The organism is Mucilaginibacter aquatilis (genome assembly GCF_009755275.1).
In the GTDB taxonomy this organism is placed as follows: Bacteria; Bacteroidota; Bacteroidia; order Sphingobacteriales; family Sphingobacteriaceae; genus Mucilaginibacter; species Mucilaginibacter aquatilis.
Map to the genome: position 1 here is coordinate 465,538 of NZ_WQLA01000002.1, position 15,908 is coordinate 481,445.

The following is a 15,908-nucleotide window of genomic DNA, read 5'->3' on the forward strand; positions in this document are numbered from 1 at the left end:
GAATAGCCTCTTTTTTTGAAATATGAAATACCTTGTAGTAGGCCTGGGCAACATAGGTCCTGAATATCGCGATACACGCCATAACATTGGCTTTATGATTTTGGATGAGCTTGCCAAACAGGAAGGCTCATCATTTCATAACATGCGGCTGGCCTATTATACCGAGGTAGGCTATAAAGGCCGCACGCTTCACCTAATTAAGCCAACCACTTACATGAACTTAAGCGGCAAGGCCTTAAACTATTGGATGGGGCAGCTTAAAATACCGGTTGAAAGCGTGTTGGTGCTGGTTGATGATTTAGCGCTACCCCTGGGTACCGTTCGCCTTAAGCCTAAGGGGAGTGCCGCCGGGCATAACGGGTTAAAAAATATTGAGCAGATACTTGGCCATAATAACTATCCGCGTCTGCGTTTTGGCATAGGTGATAATTACCCAAAAGGAAAACAGGTTGACTTTGTACTGAGCGGATTTGATGACGATGAAAAACCCGAACTCCCTGCTTTGATTGACCGCTCTATTGAAATGATTAAAAGCTTTGCAACCATAGGCACCGAACTAACCATGACCCGGTTTAACAAGTAAGTTAAAAAATGTTAAATTTTGGTTAAACCGGCTGTTGCTCGTTTTTAATAGGTTGATGTTTAGTAATTTGCAAAAAAAATCATCAATTGTTGTAACTATTTTAAAAGTAACAGCATCTATTAGATAGAAACGGCTTAAACCGTTATTGAGCTACGTTCTATTAACTGACACCAACTTATCACACCCAAAATGAAAAAAGCTTTACTAAGCGCAGTACTATTTGTTTTAACCTTTAATTTAACCTTTGGGCAAACTCAGCCCGCAGCAACTGCTACTGTAAAGGGTGTGGTTATTGATTCGGCTAAGAAAGAGCCTTTGGGCTATGCCACCGTAGCTTTGGTTGATGCCGCTACAAATGCTCCTGTAAAAAGTACTTTTACTAAAGATGACGGTAGCTTTGTATTGACAGGACTTGCCTTAAAACCCTACAAACTTGCTTTGGTAAATGTGGGTTACGGAACCAAAAACATCAACATTGGTACCCCAAAAACAACAACTGATTTAGGAAAGCTATATATGTTGCCGGTGTCAAACCAGTTAGGCGAAGTTAACGTAACTATGGTTAAACCGTTGATGAAGCGTGAGGTTGACCGCATTGCTTATGACGTACAGGCCGACCCGGAAAGCAAGGTACTTACTGTGCTTGATTTAATGCGCAAAGTCCCTTTGCTGTCTGTAGATGCATCTGACCAGATCAAACTACAGGGAAATACCAATTACAAAATTTTGATTAACGGTAAAGAGTCGGCTTTAATTGCACGCAATCCGGGCGATATTTTCAAGTCAATGCCTGCAAGTAACATACAAAAAATTGAGGTAATTACTACTCCACCCGCAAAATACGATGCAGAAGGTATAGCAGGCATAATTAACATTATAACTAAAAAGGATATTGAGCAAGGCTATAATGGCAGCGTTAATGCCCGTTACAGCAACTTGTGGGGCCCGGGTGTAAACGTAAACCTTACCGTTAAAAAAGGTAAATTTGGTTTTGGCGGTTATGCAGGTTACAACCGCAGAAATACGTTAACCAACAATTCGTCAAATAATACAATTAACCAAAGTCTTGATCCAAACGGTACAGTTCGATCATCAGATTTGACCCAGTTGGGAAGCAATACACAAAAAGGTAACAACACTTACACTAGCGGAGAATTAACCTATGAGGGTGATAGCTTGAACCTTCTTACCGGAACTATCGAATTTTATAGAGGTAACAACTACAACAACCGCGATTTATACTCTAACTTAGTAAGCTCAAATGCCGCAAACAGTAGAAGCTACCGCTCGCTGAATGATAACGATAATACCTACCGCGGACTTAGTGCCGGCTTAAACTACCAGTTAGGATTTAAACGCAATAAGGAGCAGTTGCTAACAGCATCATATAAATACAACTCTTCAAAAAATGATCAGCTGAATGATATCAGCTTTCTTGATCGTATTAACTTCAACGATCCTAATTACCGCCAGTTCAATAACTCGGGTAACAATGAGCACACTTTACAATTGGACTATGTGCAACCCTTTAAAAAGCTGAATTTTGAAGCAGGCGGCAAGGCTATATTCAGAGACAACTTTAGCGATAGCCGTAACGAACAATTTGACGGAACAAGCAACACTTACATAAACATACCGCTGCCAGGCAGTAATTTTGATTACCAGCAAAATGTTTACAGTATTTACAACTCGTATCAGTATAAGTTTAATGATAAATGGGTAGCAAAGGGTGGTTTACGTTTTGAGCATACAACGGTTAATTCCAACATTGGTGTAAATCAAAACTATTCTAACCTTATACCATCGGCATCGTTGCAGCGCACTTTTAAAAGCAGCAGTGTAAACCTGGGCTATTCCGAGCGTATTCAACGCCCGGGCATATGGCAGCTTAATCCGTTCGTGAATAACCAAAATCCTAACATCATCTACGTTGGTAACCCCGATTTGCGCCCAGTGGTAAGCCGTAATGTTGAGGCAACCTACAGCTGGTTTAAAAAAGGATCAATAAACTTTGGTGTTAACTATCGCTTTGCCAACAATACCGTTGAAAATGTAACTGTGTTTGACGCCACCACTGCTACCAGTATTACTACTTATCAAAATGTTGGTGCAAACAAACGCCTCGGTGCCGATTTAAGTATCAATTATCCTATAACCAAAGCCCTTAATGTAAACGTTAACAGCCAGCTTATGCACGTATGGCTTAAAGGATCGGTTAACGGTCAGCTGTATAATGCAAGAGGGTACCAGGGGCACATATTTTCGGGCTTAAGTTACAAGCTTGAAAATGGTTACCGCTTTGGTGCCAACTTTGATTATGACAGTCGTTACGTAATGCTGCAGGGACGTGATAATTACTGGTTGGGCTATGGCTTAAGTGCATCTAAAGAAATATTAAATAAAAAGGCTACCGTTTCACTTTTTGCTAATACACCATTCCAGCGTATACGTAAAATTGATAATACAGTGCGCACGCCTACATCATTCCAATATACTGTTAACGAAATGTTTGCGCGTACTATCAACATCAGCTTTAACTATAAATTTGGTAAGCTTGATGGCGGGCTTAAGAAAAACCAGCGTGGTATTAATAACGACGACGTAAGCGGAGGTTCAAGAAATTAATAAATTTGTTGCCATGAAAGTATATGGCATAACCAACTGCAACACGGTTAAAAAAGCGTTAGACTGGCTTAAGCAAAACAACATTAGTTACGAGTTTCATGACTTTAAAAAGCTGGGCGTAAGTGAGGAGAAACTTAACGAATGGAATGAAAAAGCCGGGTACGAAAAGTTTTTAAACAAGCAGGGCCTTACCTGGAAAGGGCTTGATGCCGAAACCAAGGACGGTGTAAATGAAGCCGCCGATGCACTTCCTTTGCTTAAAGAAAAAACAAGCATGATAAAGCGGCCGGTTATTGAAGATAACGGTTTCCTGTTTTTTGGTTTCGACGAGAAGGCATACCAGCAACATTTTGGTAAATAAGCAGTTTAATATTGAGTAACAATGCGCTTACCTCATGGGCAATAGCGTAAATAATATTATAATTGCTTTTTAATTACTACTACTGTTATTTCTGGAGATGAAAAAATCTTTAATCACCTGCTTGTCGCTGGCAATGATGGCCTTCAATGGCTTTGCCCAGGCGCAGCAACAGCCGGCGGGCACGGCCCCGGTAAGTAAATATGATTACCATGATGCTTTTGGCCCCTTGCTGTACACCAAAAATGGCAGCGAATATAGGGCTGCTAGCGGCGAACCCGGACCACGTTACTGGCAAAACCGGGCCGATTACCAGTTAAACGCACGCTTAAATGACCAAACTAATGAAATTACGGCTTCTGAAGTTTTAACGTATACCAACAACAGCCCTCAAAAACTGGGTTTTGTTTGGATGCAGTTAGATCAGAATCTTTTTAAACAAGATTCGCGCGGATCGGCCATCGTGCCCACATCTGGTAGCCGTAACGGCGGCCGCGGACAGGTGTTTGATGCCGGTTATAAAATCAAATCTGTAAAGGTTGGCGATGCTGACGTAAAGTATGCCATCAATGATACCCGCATGCAAATATTCCTTCCAAAGGAGGTTGCAGCCAATGGCGGACAAATTAAGGTTAAGATAGACTTTTCTTTCATTGAGCCCGATTATGGATCAGACCGCACAGGTATCTTACAAACAAAAAACGGTAAAATATTCACTATAGCTCAATGGTATCCACGTGTATGCGTATTTGATGATGTTATGGGCTGGAATACCGTGCCTTACACTGGCCCGGGTGAGTTTTACCTTGAGTATGGTGACTTTGACCTTGCTATAACTGCCCCTGCCAACCATATAGTTTTAGCTAGTGGCGAGTTGCAAAATCCGCAGGAAGTATACACTGCCGAGCAGCAAAAGCGCTGGGCACAAGCTGCTCAAAGTGATAAAACAGTTATCATCCGTTCGGCCGGCGAAGTTACAAGCGCGGCATCTCGTCCGGCTGGTAAACAAGAGCTTACCTGGAAATTCAAAATAAAGAATGCACGTGATGCAGCATGGTCTTCATCTCCTTCTTTTATACTTGATGCAGCAAAAATCAACCTGCCAAGTGGTAAAAAGTGTATGTCGGTTTCTGCTTATCCGGTTGAAAGTGATGGTAATGCTGCATGGGGCCGTTCAACAGAGTATACTAAAAAATCAATTGAATATTATTCTGCCAAGTGGTTTGAGTTCCCTTATCCTGTGGCTAGCACTGTTGCCGGTATAGTAGGTGGTATGGAGTATCCGGGCATTGTATTTTGCGGTTACCGGGCTAAAGGTGCCAGCTTATGGGGAGTAAATGATCATGAATTTGGTCACACCTGGTTCCCGATGATTGTTGGCTCTAACGAGCGTTTATACGGTTGGATGGACGAAGGCTTTAATACTTTCATAAACAGTCTTTCTACCGATGCTTTTAACAATGGCGAATATAAAGAACGTCCTATGGACATGCATCGTTATGGTGCTTTCTATACTCGTCCTGAGGTTGAAGCCATCATGAATACTCCTGCAGGTATCAAAGAGCGTAATAACGGTTTATTACTTTATTCAAAACCAGGTGCAGGCTTAACCATGTTGCGTGAGCAAATTTTAGGTCCCGAGCGTTTTGATTTTGCTTTCCGTACTTACATTGAACGTTGGGCGTTCAAACACCCAACACCTGATGATTTTTTCCGTACCATGGAAAATGCAGCCGGTGAAAGCCTTCAATGGTTTTGGAGAGGCTGGTTTATGAATAACTGGCGCTTGGACGTAGCTGTAAGAGATGTAAAATACGTTGACAATAATCCGTCGAAAGGTGCACTTATTACACTTGATAACCTTGAAAAAATGGCTATGCCTGTAATTTTAGAGGTTAAATATAAAGGTGGTAAAAGTGAGCGCATCAAGCTTCCTGTAGAGATTTGGGAACGTAACGTTAGCTGGACATTCAGACATCCGTCCACCGCCGAAATTGAATCGGTAACTTATGATCCTGATAAGGTACTACCGGACTACAACGAGGCCAACAACGTTTGGAAACAGTAAAAAATTGTTAAAAAACCCGGCACATTTGGCCGGGTTTTTTTATTGAATGGCGTTTGCGAATACTGTAATTATATATTACTTTAAAACCCAAAATTACATGTACACACTACCTCGTAATTATGCTATAGATGCTTTCCGTTTGATAGGTGCATTTTCAGTAGTTATGATCCATACGATAGGAGCTGGAACCATGACAGGTCGCATAATCTTGCAAACAATGCACTGGGCTGTGGCCTTTTTCTTTATGGCGAGTGGATACTTTTTTTTCTTACAGTACTCAAAAGCCGGGGTGGGTATATTTTCCAAGACACTCATTAATCTTATCGGGATATTTATAGTTGTAAATGTAGTTTTCGCTGTGTTCCATCTCGCTAGAGGCACATTGCGTTCGTCATTTTCTGTCTACACATTCATAAGCTACGGGGCAAACTTTCACTTATGGTTTTTGAATTCGCTTATAGGTACATATATAGCGTGGTGGATACTATTCAAGTTTGGATTGCAAAAATTATTAATTCCTTTGGCGATTTTAATGTATGGCTACAATTTGGTTACAGAGGCATATCCGCTATTTTTAAAACTTAAATTCACCTTATTTGCTAGTAACGCGGTCGGCTTTCCTTTGATGACTATAGGTTATTATTTAGCCAAAAAACAGACAAAGTTAAAATTATCGACCGCCTTAGGTGTAGGCATTGCAATTGCCGGTTACCTACTTCAGTTTGTGGAAATATGTATGTTAAATTATTATCATCATGTTCAAGTGTTAGGTTATCATCTTGGGATTAGTACGCGTTTATGTGCTATGGGGATATTAATTTATACAGTAACTTCTACGGGTTTGCCTAGTAAACTATCAGATTATGGACGTAAATACTCATTACCTATTTATTTATATCATCCCATGGTGATATCTGTTTTTTATAATATAATTAAGCCGTATATGAATGTAAAGTCGGTTTTCTTTCAAATACTGTATCCAATAGCATCGATTGTTATTAGCTTTATTTTGATGAATGCCATCGAGAAATGGTTTAAGCGGTTGTTTAAAACCATTAATGGTTCAATAGGTCTGCAGGAATTGTTTACAGCCAAAAAGCAACCAATTAATTAGCTCTTGCATTCTTTTCGGCGTGCGGTATTTTCACAAGTATTTTTTATTAAATAACTTTAACACTTTAATCTAAACCATGCCTTTAATTGGCGGTTTAATCACATATACACCTTCAATTATGAGATCAGGATTCATTATAGTTTTTTTACTGACGCTGTTTACCGTAACGGTAAAAGGCCAGCAAAACGTTGTAAGAGGACAAGTTACCGATGCAACCAATGCTAAGCTGCCTAGCGTACTGGTAAAAAACATTACCAATAATCAGGTTACGTTAACTACTGATAGCGGCAACTTCGAAATAAGAGGCTTGGTGGGTAATACATTAATTATATCATCACCAGGCTACGTATCAGATACGTTGTTTGTTGCTGACATGAAATTCAAAAACGTAAAGATGACTCCGCTGGGTATCACCTTGGGGGCAGTAAATGTACGTGGTCAGCGTTTTGATCCTCGTGTAGAGTACGCACAGGTTTATCAAAAGAGCAAGGTTCATGTTTTATCGCCCACCACATGGTTTGGTAAGGAAGCTAAAGATGCCCGCCGTTTAAAAAAATACTTTGAAAAAGAAGTTGAAGAACGCCATGTTGACTCGGTATTCACCAAGGTTTACGTAGGTAGCCTGGTTCCGCTTAAGGGTGTTGAGCTTGATAATTTTATGAGTCTTTACAGGCCTACATATGAGTTCGTGCGTAGCAATGGTGGTGCATCAATGGCTGCTTACATAAACGATTCTTATAAAAAATATCAGGCGCTTCCGCCTGAAAAGCGCGTGGTACCAAAACTTACTTCTGAAGTTCAGCCGCAGCAAAGTAAGCCATAGTTAATAATTTACAATCTTTTAACGGCCGTTTTGAAATACGACCGCTAAACCGTTATTTTTATACATGCAATCAGTATTAAAACTGTTTGATTTCAATCTTTTTAGTGCCTTAGATGTGTTGCTGGTTGCATTCCTGCTTTACCAGCTTTATAATCTTATAAGAGGAACTATTGCCGCCAATATATTCATTGGTTTAGCCCTTATATGCCTGCTTTATTTTGTAGTTAAGGCTTTAGATATGAAGTTGCTCACTACCATACTGGGCAATTTTATGAACGTGGGTATTATTGCAGTAATTGTGGTGTTTCAGCAGGAAATACGGCGGTTCTTGGTATTGGTTGGGCGCAATGCCTCCCTGCAAAGAAACCGAGCCTGGTGGCGATATTTTTTAGGCAAGAACGAGGCTGAAAAGGATAACTATAAACGTATAAAACCAATTATTGATGCTTGTAAAAGCATGAAACAAACCCATACCGGTGCGTTAATTGTTTTTGTGAAAGATTATGATGAGCAAATTTACCAAACCAGTTGTGAGGTTGTTGATGCTAAAATTTCAAAGCGCCTGATTGAGGCTATCTTTCAAAAAAATGGCCCCTTGCATGATGGTGCCGTTATCATATCAGGAAACAAAATTAAGTCTGCCAGCTGCATATTACCGTTAACCGACAACAGTGATTTACCTGCTCAATTTGGATTGCGTCACCGCGCAGGCATAGGCGTGACCGAAGCTAACGATGCAACTGCCCTTATAGTATCTGAGGAAACAGGGGAGATATCTTACGCCAAGCATGGGCGGGTAAAGATGAACATTAGCTTTGCCGAGTTAGAAAAGCTGTTAAATAAGGACTTTTAATTAATTGATACCTGATTTATCAGTGTTGTAAGTGCCCTGTATTTGGCCTTCCGGCAAAACCTGCTTAATTTTCACTCGCTTAACAAGTATAGTATAATTGGTGCTTTTATCACCTGCCCGTGCTACGGGCATATGGTCTTGTTCTTCATTTCTTTTTACTGCAGTTGGCATGTTGCTGTAGTAAATATCTTTAGAGGCTGTCCGGGCTGCTGCTAAAGAATCATTATGCAATTTCTTGCGCCATACTTCATCGGCGGTTTTTAAGCCGTTTACCAAAGCTTTCGTGCTAAACTCGATGTTTGGTGATGAGTTGCTCTGATAGGGCCTTGTAGCAGTAGTATCGGCCGTTTGTGCTTGAGTATATGTAGTAGCTGTGGCAACTAATGCGATACATAGAAACAACTTTTTCATAGTGTTAGAGTTAGGTTAAAGCAATATAGGTGATGATAGTGTGTATTCCTAACCATTTAACATTTTAACAATTGCATATAAATAAAACGGCTGCCTGTTTTGATCAGGCAGCCGTTTTTATGTTAACAAAAAGCTGATATTATAAATCGCTTGCAGCTTGGTTCGCATCGCTTTTTACTCGGCGTTTTATAAACTTATCTATTATTACATCAGAATATATCATAGCTGATAAAGATTCTCTCTCATAAGTTAAATATACGTCTGCAAATGAACCTCTCCACAAGTAGGTATCCTTTGTTTCGTCGCTTTGATTATAATCGCTTCCGTAAGCTGTAGTAAGCACTTCTTTTATCTTATTGCCATCTTCCTGTTCAAAAATTAAGTAAATAGCTGCGATCTTATCAAGATAGCTTTTTATCTGTATACGCTTAAGTTGAACGTTATTGCCAAAGTTTAAAGCCTCAGGATTGTTATAAGAATACATATAACGCCCTTGATCATCTGCTTTTTCAGATTGTTTAATAAGATATTTGCTGTTTAACGTACTTATCTCACTCCCTAATTTAATTGATTTATAACTTCTCTTGTAATCAAGATATTTTATACTACCTATAGGAGGAGTTGCCGCACTTTGTGCTTTTATCAATAGCGGGCAAATAAACATGAATATTAAAATCCAGTTTTTCATGACGTGATAAGGTGTTTAACGAATTAATTATTTGCTTGCAATCAGTTCAAAAGTTTTTCTGACTTTTTCGCCCATCTTAGGTTTTACATCGTAATCCTGGTCTCCATTGGTAGTGCTGATACGAACAAATTCAATTGGACTAGTTTGAAGCTTTTGCAAATCTTCTTTAGTGATTGCATATGGAGTTAATGTTTTGGTGCCTTCTCCTACGCTACCATAAGTTTTTGTATTCGATCCCATCATTTCAGTAAGATTATTTTTTGCTGCAGTCAAATTGATGAGACTTTTATCGCTAAGCTTCAAAATTGTTTTATCTCCCGAAAGTATAGAATAAAGCTTATTGTCGGTTTTGGGCTTGGTAATACAAATCCATACAAAGCAAACAGAGTGATCCTTCACCGGTTGAATAGTAACTAACTCATTAGCTCCAACTAATGTAAGCTTTGCGTATAAAGCCTCTTCTGAGGTTTTCCAAGTAGTATCACCTGAAATTTTATCAACCTCTGGTTTAAGTAATTTTTGGGCAGATGCCGTGTATGCCGTTAGGGCAATCGCAATTGTGAGTAAGGTTTTTTTCATGTCGTTTTTTATTGCCCTAATATACAAACTTTATTGTTGTGCTAATATAGTTAGTAAAATTATTTTGTAACAAAAAAGGCCTGAAGGAAATCTTCAAGCCTTTAAATTATAGGTGTTAGCTTTATCCGCCGTGATTAACTTCACCAATTTCTTCTTCGCGGAATAATTTGGCGCTGAAGAAATCAAAGTTCATGCGGGCAATGTTGGTAAGCGTGATCTCTTTAGGGCATTCGGCCTCACAAGCGCCGGTATTAGTACAGCTACCAAAACCTTCAGCATCCATTTGTGATACCATGCTTTGAACCCTGCGGTAACGTTCAGGCTGTCCTTGAGGAAGCATACCCAACTGTGAAATTTTTGCAGAGGTGAATAACATAGCTGAACCGTTTTTACAAGCTGCAACACAAGCGCCACAACCAATACAGGTAGCTGAGTTAAAGGCCTCGTCGGCAATAACCTTCGGAATTGGAATTTCGTTGGCATCGGGCACACCACCAGTGTTGACTGATATGTAACCGCCGGCCTGCTGTATACGGTCAAATGCTGAGCGGTCAACCGCTAAGTCTTTAATAACCGGAAAAGCAGCTGCGCGCCAAGGTTCAATGGTAATGGTTTCGCCGTCTTTGAAGCTACGCATATGCAACTGGCAGGTTGTAATTGCACGTTTTGGACCATGCGGACGACCATTGATGTACAGTGAACACATACCGCAAATACCCTCACGGCAGTCGTGGTCAAAGTTTATGGGCTCTTGCTTGGCATGAATAAGGCTCTCATTCACAACATCCAGCATCTCCAGGAAAGACATATCAGGAGATATGTTTTCCGCCTTATAAGTCTCAAACTTTCCGGCAGTTTGAGAATTTTTCTGACGCCAAACTTTCAGCGTCAGATTCATATTTCCGTTTGCACTCATGTTTCTATTCAGATTAGAGTCAAGAATCAAGAGTACAGAGTCAAGAGAAGAAAAGTCTTTATTCCTGATTCTGTAATCTGTACTCTCTCTTATTTATAACTTCTTTGTGTTAACTTAACGTTTTCGTATACCAAATCTTCTTTGTGAAGAACTTCGGGCTGGTTTTCACCTGTGTACTGCCATGCAGCAACGTAAGCAAATTCATCATCATGACGAAGTGCTTCACCTTCTTCGGTTTGTGATTCAACCCTGAAGTGGCCACCACATGATTCGCGACGAGCCAAGGCATCTTCAACCATCAACGCACCCAGTTCAATAAAGTCGGCTACACGGCCCGCACGCTCAAGTGAAGCATTGATTTCTTCATTCTCACCAACAACAATGGCGTTTACCCAGAAATCGTCTTTCAATGCTTGTATTAAGCCACGTGCTTTAATTAAACCTTCTTCGCTACGTGCCATGCCGCAGTACTCCCACATAATGTGTCCAAGCTCGCGGTGATATTCAATAACGGTTTTGTTGCCTTTAAGTGATAACAACTTGGCAATGCGCTCCTCAACATCCTTTTTGGTTTGAGCAAATGCCGGGTGAGCGGCATCAACAGCTTTTGGTCCGATGGTTGCCAGGTAATCACCTAGTGTGTATGGTATTACAAAGTAACCGTCAGCCAGTCCTTGCATTAGTGCTGATGCACCAAGGCGGTTAGCACCGTGATCAGAGAAGTTGGCCTCACCTAAGCAGTACAAACCAGGTATGTTGGTGCTCAGGTTATAATCAACCCAAAGGCCACCCATGGTATAGTGTACTGCCGGATATATACGCATTGGCTGTTTGTACGGATTCTCATCGGTAATTTGTAAGTACATGTCAAACAAGTTACCGTATTTAGCACGTACAGCATCTTCGCCTAAACGTTTAATTGCGTCAGCAAAATCAAGATATACCGCTAAGCCCGATGAACCTACACCTTTGCCTTCATCAGCCATTTCTTTAGCGTTACGAGAGGCTACGTCACGTGGTACAAGGTTACCAAATGATGGATATTTACGCTCCAGGAAATAGTCGCGGTCTTCTTCTTTAATTTGGTCTATTTTAATTTCTCCCTTACGCAGGCGTTGTGCAGTTTCGGCCGTTTTAGGTGCCCAAACGCGTCCGTCGTTACGTAACGACTCAGACATTAACGTAAGCTTGCTCTGATGATCACCTGATACAGGTATACAGGTAGGGTGAATTTGAGTATAGCAAGGGTTTGCAAAGTAAGCACCGCGTTTGTGCGCACGCCATGCTGCAGTTACGTTTGAACCAATTGCATTAGTTGAAAGATAGAATACGTTACTGTAACCACCGGTACAAAGTAGTACCGCATGTGCCGAGTGCGTTTCAATTGCACCGGTTTTAAGATTACGGGTAACAATACCTTTAGCTTGTCCGTCGGCCACAACCACGTCAAGCATTTCGGTACGGGTATACATTTTTACTTTACCTTCATGTATCTGACGGTTAAGGGCAGAATAGGCGCCCAAAAGTAATTGTTGTCCGGTTTGACCGCGGGCGTAGAACGTACGTGATACCTGTGCACCACCAAATGAGCGGTTGTCTAACAAGCCACCATATTCGCGGGCAAAAGGCACACCTTGTGCAACGCACTGGTCTATAATATTTACTGATACCTCAGCTAAACGGTAAACGTTAGCTTCGCGGGCACGGTAGTCACCACCTTTAATGGTGTCGTAAAACAAGCGGTAAATGCTATCACCATCATTACGATAGTTTTTAGCGGCGTTTATACCACCTTGTGCAGCAATTGAGTGTGCACGACGTGGGCTATCCTGAAAACAGAATGCGGTTACATTATAACCAAGCTCGGCTAATGATGCCGCTGCTGATGCACCTGCTAAACCGGTACCAACTACAATAACGTTGTATTTACGTTTATTGGCAGGGTTTACAAGCTTTAAATTGAATTTATGTTTGCTCCACTTTTCGGCCAACGGACCTTGTGGAATTTTAGAATCTAAACTCATCTTTTCCTATTTTTTAGTGAGTGGTGAGTTGTTGATTAGCGTGGATTTTTGTTACTACCTGGCCAGTCAACTACTTAACCAATCAACCTTACTTTAAACTCTGTATAAAATAAACAATTGGCATGGCTGCAAAACCAAGTGGTATAATTACTGCAAATAACCATGTACCAATGAATTGAATTATTGGCAGGTATTTACGGTGTACCCAACCCAATGTACGGAAGGCACTTTGAAAACCATGCAGTAAGTGGTATGATAAAGCAATCATAGCTATAACGTAGATAATTACGTATACCGGCATGCTAAAGCTTTCAGCTACCTTGGTATGCAAATCTTTTACCTTAACAATTTCAACATCACCGTCAAAAGTTTGTGAATGTTCAAAGTCCTCTTTTTGAGGAGTAAAATCATTAACTGTACGCTCGCCTGTTGATAGGTTGGTGCGGTACTCTTTAAAGCCAACTGAATGTGTGTACTTGTATTTGTACCAAAAATCGCCCATGTGAATAACAATGAACAAGAACAGAATGCTACCCAGCAAACCCATGTTTTTTGATGACCATGATGCCGGTGCCTTAGGCGTAACTGCATAACCTACAGGGCGGGCCTGGCGGTTTTTAATGGTAAGCAATAAGGCGTAAATTGCGTGTATAATAATGGTAGCATATAGTAACCATGCAATTACTTCAATAGGCGGAAAATGCGTAAGGAAGTTTGCATACATGTTAAAGCTGTAACCATTATCGTTACTAAACAATAGAAGATTGCCGCCCAAATGGACAATCAAGAAAAGACTCAGAAACAAGCCTGTCAAAGCCATGATCAGCTTTTTCCCCAGTGAAGAGTTAAAGGTCTGTTTTAATTCACTCATTATGTCAGAATTTTAATCAAGCAAAAATATTTAATATAACCCAAATCATACAGATTGATTTACGTTATTGTCAGGTTATTGTCTATTTAGAAACATTCTAAAAATTAAAATGCCGCTTTACTATCAAAATTTTAAAATCATATATTCGCACTCACAGCATTTACTCATGAAAAAATACCTATACCTTTTTGCTGTTGCCATTTTAACCGGCAGCTGTACTAAATTACCCCATATTACTGTTAACGGCCGTGTTGAAGGGTTAAAAGATGGCGTTATTAATATTGTTGATATAAGTGGTAATAGTATTGCCGGCCAAAATATTACGGATGGCGCGGTAAAAATTGATACAGTATTTGAAAATCCTGGTTATGGTGTATTCGTTATTAATAAAAATGGTGACAAACCACAGGAGGCGGATGTATACCTTGAAGCCGGCGAGTACACTGTAAATGCTGATGCCGGACATTTGGAGCGTTATCCTGCAATAAAATCTTCATCTGCCCTTCAAAATGAACTTACAGCATTTTATACCACTCAAGACGAGGTTTTTTTAAAGGCACAGGGAAAAGTAGCCAGCCAGGTAAAGCAAGGCGATGCCGATATTGATGGCTTAAAGTTAAAGGCCTTTAAGCAGTTTATTGACAAAAACCCTAATAGCAATGCTGCAGCACATTTAATGCTCAAAATGAATTACGAGCGCGATGTGGAAGGGTACTATGCTATATTTCAAAAACTTAATGCCGGAGTTAAGGCAACAGAAGAGGGCTTGTTTTTACAAAAAAAATTATCGGGCATGATGAAGCTGCTGCCGGGAAAAGATGCTCCTTTAGTTGCAGGTACTACTCCTGATGGAAAAAAGTTTGACAAAAGTGCACTCGATAAAAAGGTATATGTGCTTGATTTTTGGAAAGCAGGTAACCAAGTGAGCCGCCTTAATCATCAGGATATGTTAAGTGGCATGGTTAAATCCTTAAATCCGTTGAAAGTTGGCTTTATAAGCATTTCATTAGATAACAAAAAGGAGTGGTGGACCAAAGCCATAGCCGACGACAAGTTGAACTGGACCCAGTATTCAGATTTAAAAGGTGATGAATCTGACAATGCCGAGGCTTGGGCAATTACCCGTATACCCACTTACTACATTTTAAACGGCAAATGGCAGGTTATAGAACGTGACGTTACATATGACCGAATTGAATTTGTGGTTAATGATTATTTAGCACATCACTAAACAGCAATTACCTTTTCTTTAAGTACACCAAAAACTTTGTCGCCATTACGGTGCCTTAGGGCTACCTTCCCGGTAAACTTACCAAATGAGGGCAGTATGGCCTGGTTTTGACCAAAACTGAAGCAGGGTAGGGTAACAGATTGTCCGCCACGGCCTGATAGTTTAACCCCGGGGTGAATATGGCCGCAAAATACGTAATGTGTACCGTCGGCAATGCAGTCTTCATCTTTAGGGTGGTGTTGCATTAAAAAAGGCCCCTCGGTAAGCTGATGGTGGGTTGATACGTTTAAATCGTGATAATGCTGTTCTTTAATAATATCATGATTGCCAATAACCAGCTGCATAACTATATGCTGATGATCTTGGCGCCATTTTGCAAAATCGTGCCAATCGGCGTTCATTTCGCTATGAAAAAGATCTCCCAAAAACCAGATTTTTTGAGGTTGATGCTGCTTTATTAATCTGGTAAGGCAATCAAGATCATCAAGACCCACCTGGCGGGGTACCGCTATGCCGGCTTTGCGAAAATGACCGGCCTTGCCTAAATGAACATCGGCTACAATCAGTGTTTTTTGTTGCAGCCAGTAAATTGCACGCTCGGGCAGCAACAGCAAGTCTTGGTCAAGTAAATTAAAGTTCAATCCTTCACTCATCATTTCGGCGGCAAATATAATTTATTTGCTAATAATGTTAGTGTTTTGATAGCGTTAAAAATATGATAAATACTTTTAGCGCTATTGCAAAGCATGGTATAACACAATATC

Annotated in this window: 15 protein-coding genes; 8 read left to right on the forward strand and 7 right to left on the reverse strand. The window is 40.5% G+C overall.

Features of this window, described 5'->3' with window-relative positions; all coding sequences use genetic code 11:
• Positions 1–22: 22 nt before the first annotated feature.
• The 7 genes from pth (at position 23) to cdaA (ending at position 8,424) form a co-directional block, all read left to right on the forward strand.
• Positions 23–583 (forward strand): aminoacyl-tRNA hydrolase, encoded by a 561-nt coding sequence (pth, locus tag GO816_RS06510; RefSeq protein WP_157540542.1) that lies wholly within the window; start codon positions 23–25, stop codon positions 581–583.
• A gap of 189 nt (positions 584–772) precedes the next feature.
• Positions 773–3,208, forward strand: coding sequence for a TonB-dependent receptor domain-containing protein (locus GO816_RS06515; RefSeq protein WP_157540543.1), 2,436 nt, complete (start codon positions 773–775; stop codon positions 3,206–3,208).
• A 13-nt stretch (positions 3,209–3,221) separates the two neighbouring features.
• A complete protein-coding gene (locus GO816_RS06520; RefSeq protein ID WP_157540544.1) occupies positions 3,222–3,569 on the forward strand; it encodes a Spx/MgsR family RNA polymerase-binding regulatory protein in 348 nt (115 codons plus the stop codon).
• 97 nt (positions 3,570–3,666) lie between these two features.
• Entirely contained in the window at positions 3,667–5,634 is a 1,968-nt protein-coding gene (locus tag GO816_RS06525) for a M1 family metallopeptidase (RefSeq protein WP_157540545.1), read from the forward strand.
• A gap of 97 nt (positions 5,635–5,731) precedes the next feature.
• Positions 5,732–6,748 (forward strand): acyltransferase, encoded by a 1,017-nt coding sequence (locus GO816_RS06530; RefSeq protein ID WP_198171434.1) that lies wholly within the window; start codon positions 5,732–5,734, stop codon positions 6,746–6,748.
• 118 nt (positions 6,749–6,866) lie between these two features.
• Positions 6,867–7,571: a carboxypeptidase-like regulatory domain-containing protein gene (locus GO816_RS06535; protein WP_157540547.1), complete on the forward strand. Its 705-nt coding sequence runs from the start codon at positions 6,867–6,869 to the stop codon at positions 7,569–7,571.
• A gap of 64 nt (positions 7,572–7,635) precedes the next feature.
• The gene (gene cdaA / locus GO816_RS06540; protein WP_157540548.1) at positions 7,636–8,424 is read left to right on the forward strand and encodes a diadenylate cyclase CdaA; all 789 of its coding nucleotides are present in this window, start codon (positions 7,636–7,638) and stop codon (positions 8,422–8,424) included.
• Here cdaA and GO816_RS06545 read toward each other — a convergent pair whose 3' ends face one another.
• From GO816_RS06545 to GO816_RS06570, 6 genes are all read right to left on the reverse strand, one after another.
• Positions 8,425–8,835: a hypothetical protein gene (locus GO816_RS06545; protein WP_157540549.1), complete on the reverse strand. Its 411-nt coding sequence runs from the start codon at positions 8,833–8,835 to the stop codon at positions 8,425–8,427.
• A 139-nt stretch (positions 8,836–8,974) separates the two neighbouring features.
• Entirely contained in the window at positions 8,975–9,523 is a 549-nt protein-coding gene (locus tag GO816_RS06550; RefSeq protein ID WP_157540550.1) for a hypothetical protein, read from the reverse strand.
• A gap of 27 nt (positions 9,524–9,550) precedes the next feature.
• Entirely contained in the window at positions 9,551–10,102 is a 552-nt protein-coding gene (locus GO816_RS06555; RefSeq protein WP_157540551.1) for a hypothetical protein, read from the reverse strand.
• 121 nt (positions 10,103–10,223) lie between these two features.
• A complete protein-coding gene (locus GO816_RS06560; RefSeq protein WP_157540552.1) occupies positions 10,224–11,018 on the reverse strand; it encodes a succinate dehydrogenase/fumarate reductase iron-sulfur subunit in 795 nt (264 codons plus the stop codon).
• Between the two features lie 89 nt (positions 11,019–11,107).
• A complete protein-coding gene (locus GO816_RS06565) occupies positions 11,108–13,042 on the reverse strand; it encodes a fumarate reductase/succinate dehydrogenase flavoprotein subunit (RefSeq protein WP_157540553.1) in 1,935 nt (644 codons plus the stop codon).
• A gap of 88 nt (positions 13,043–13,130) precedes the next feature.
• A complete protein-coding gene (locus tag GO816_RS06570; protein ID WP_157540554.1) occupies positions 13,131–13,913 on the reverse strand; it encodes a succinate dehydrogenase cytochrome b subunit in 783 nt (260 codons plus the stop codon).
• A gap of 166 nt (positions 13,914–14,079) precedes the next feature.
• On the opposite strand from GO816_RS06570, the gene GO816_RS06575 reads away from it, so the two are divergent.
• Positions 14,080–15,144 (forward strand): TlpA family protein disulfide reductase, encoded by a 1,065-nt coding sequence (locus GO816_RS06575; RefSeq protein WP_198171435.1) that lies wholly within the window; start codon positions 14,080–14,082, stop codon positions 15,142–15,144.
• Here the strand turns inward: GO816_RS06575 and pdeM are convergent.
• Positions 15,141–15,800, reverse strand: coding sequence for a ligase-associated DNA damage response endonuclease PdeM (gene pdeM / locus GO816_RS06580; RefSeq protein WP_157540556.1), 660 nt, complete (start codon positions 15,798–15,800; stop codon positions 15,141–15,143). The two genes, GO816_RS06575 and pdeM, sit on opposite strands and share 4 nt — an antisense overlap.
• Between the last annotated feature and the right edge of the window lie 108 nt (positions 15,801–15,908).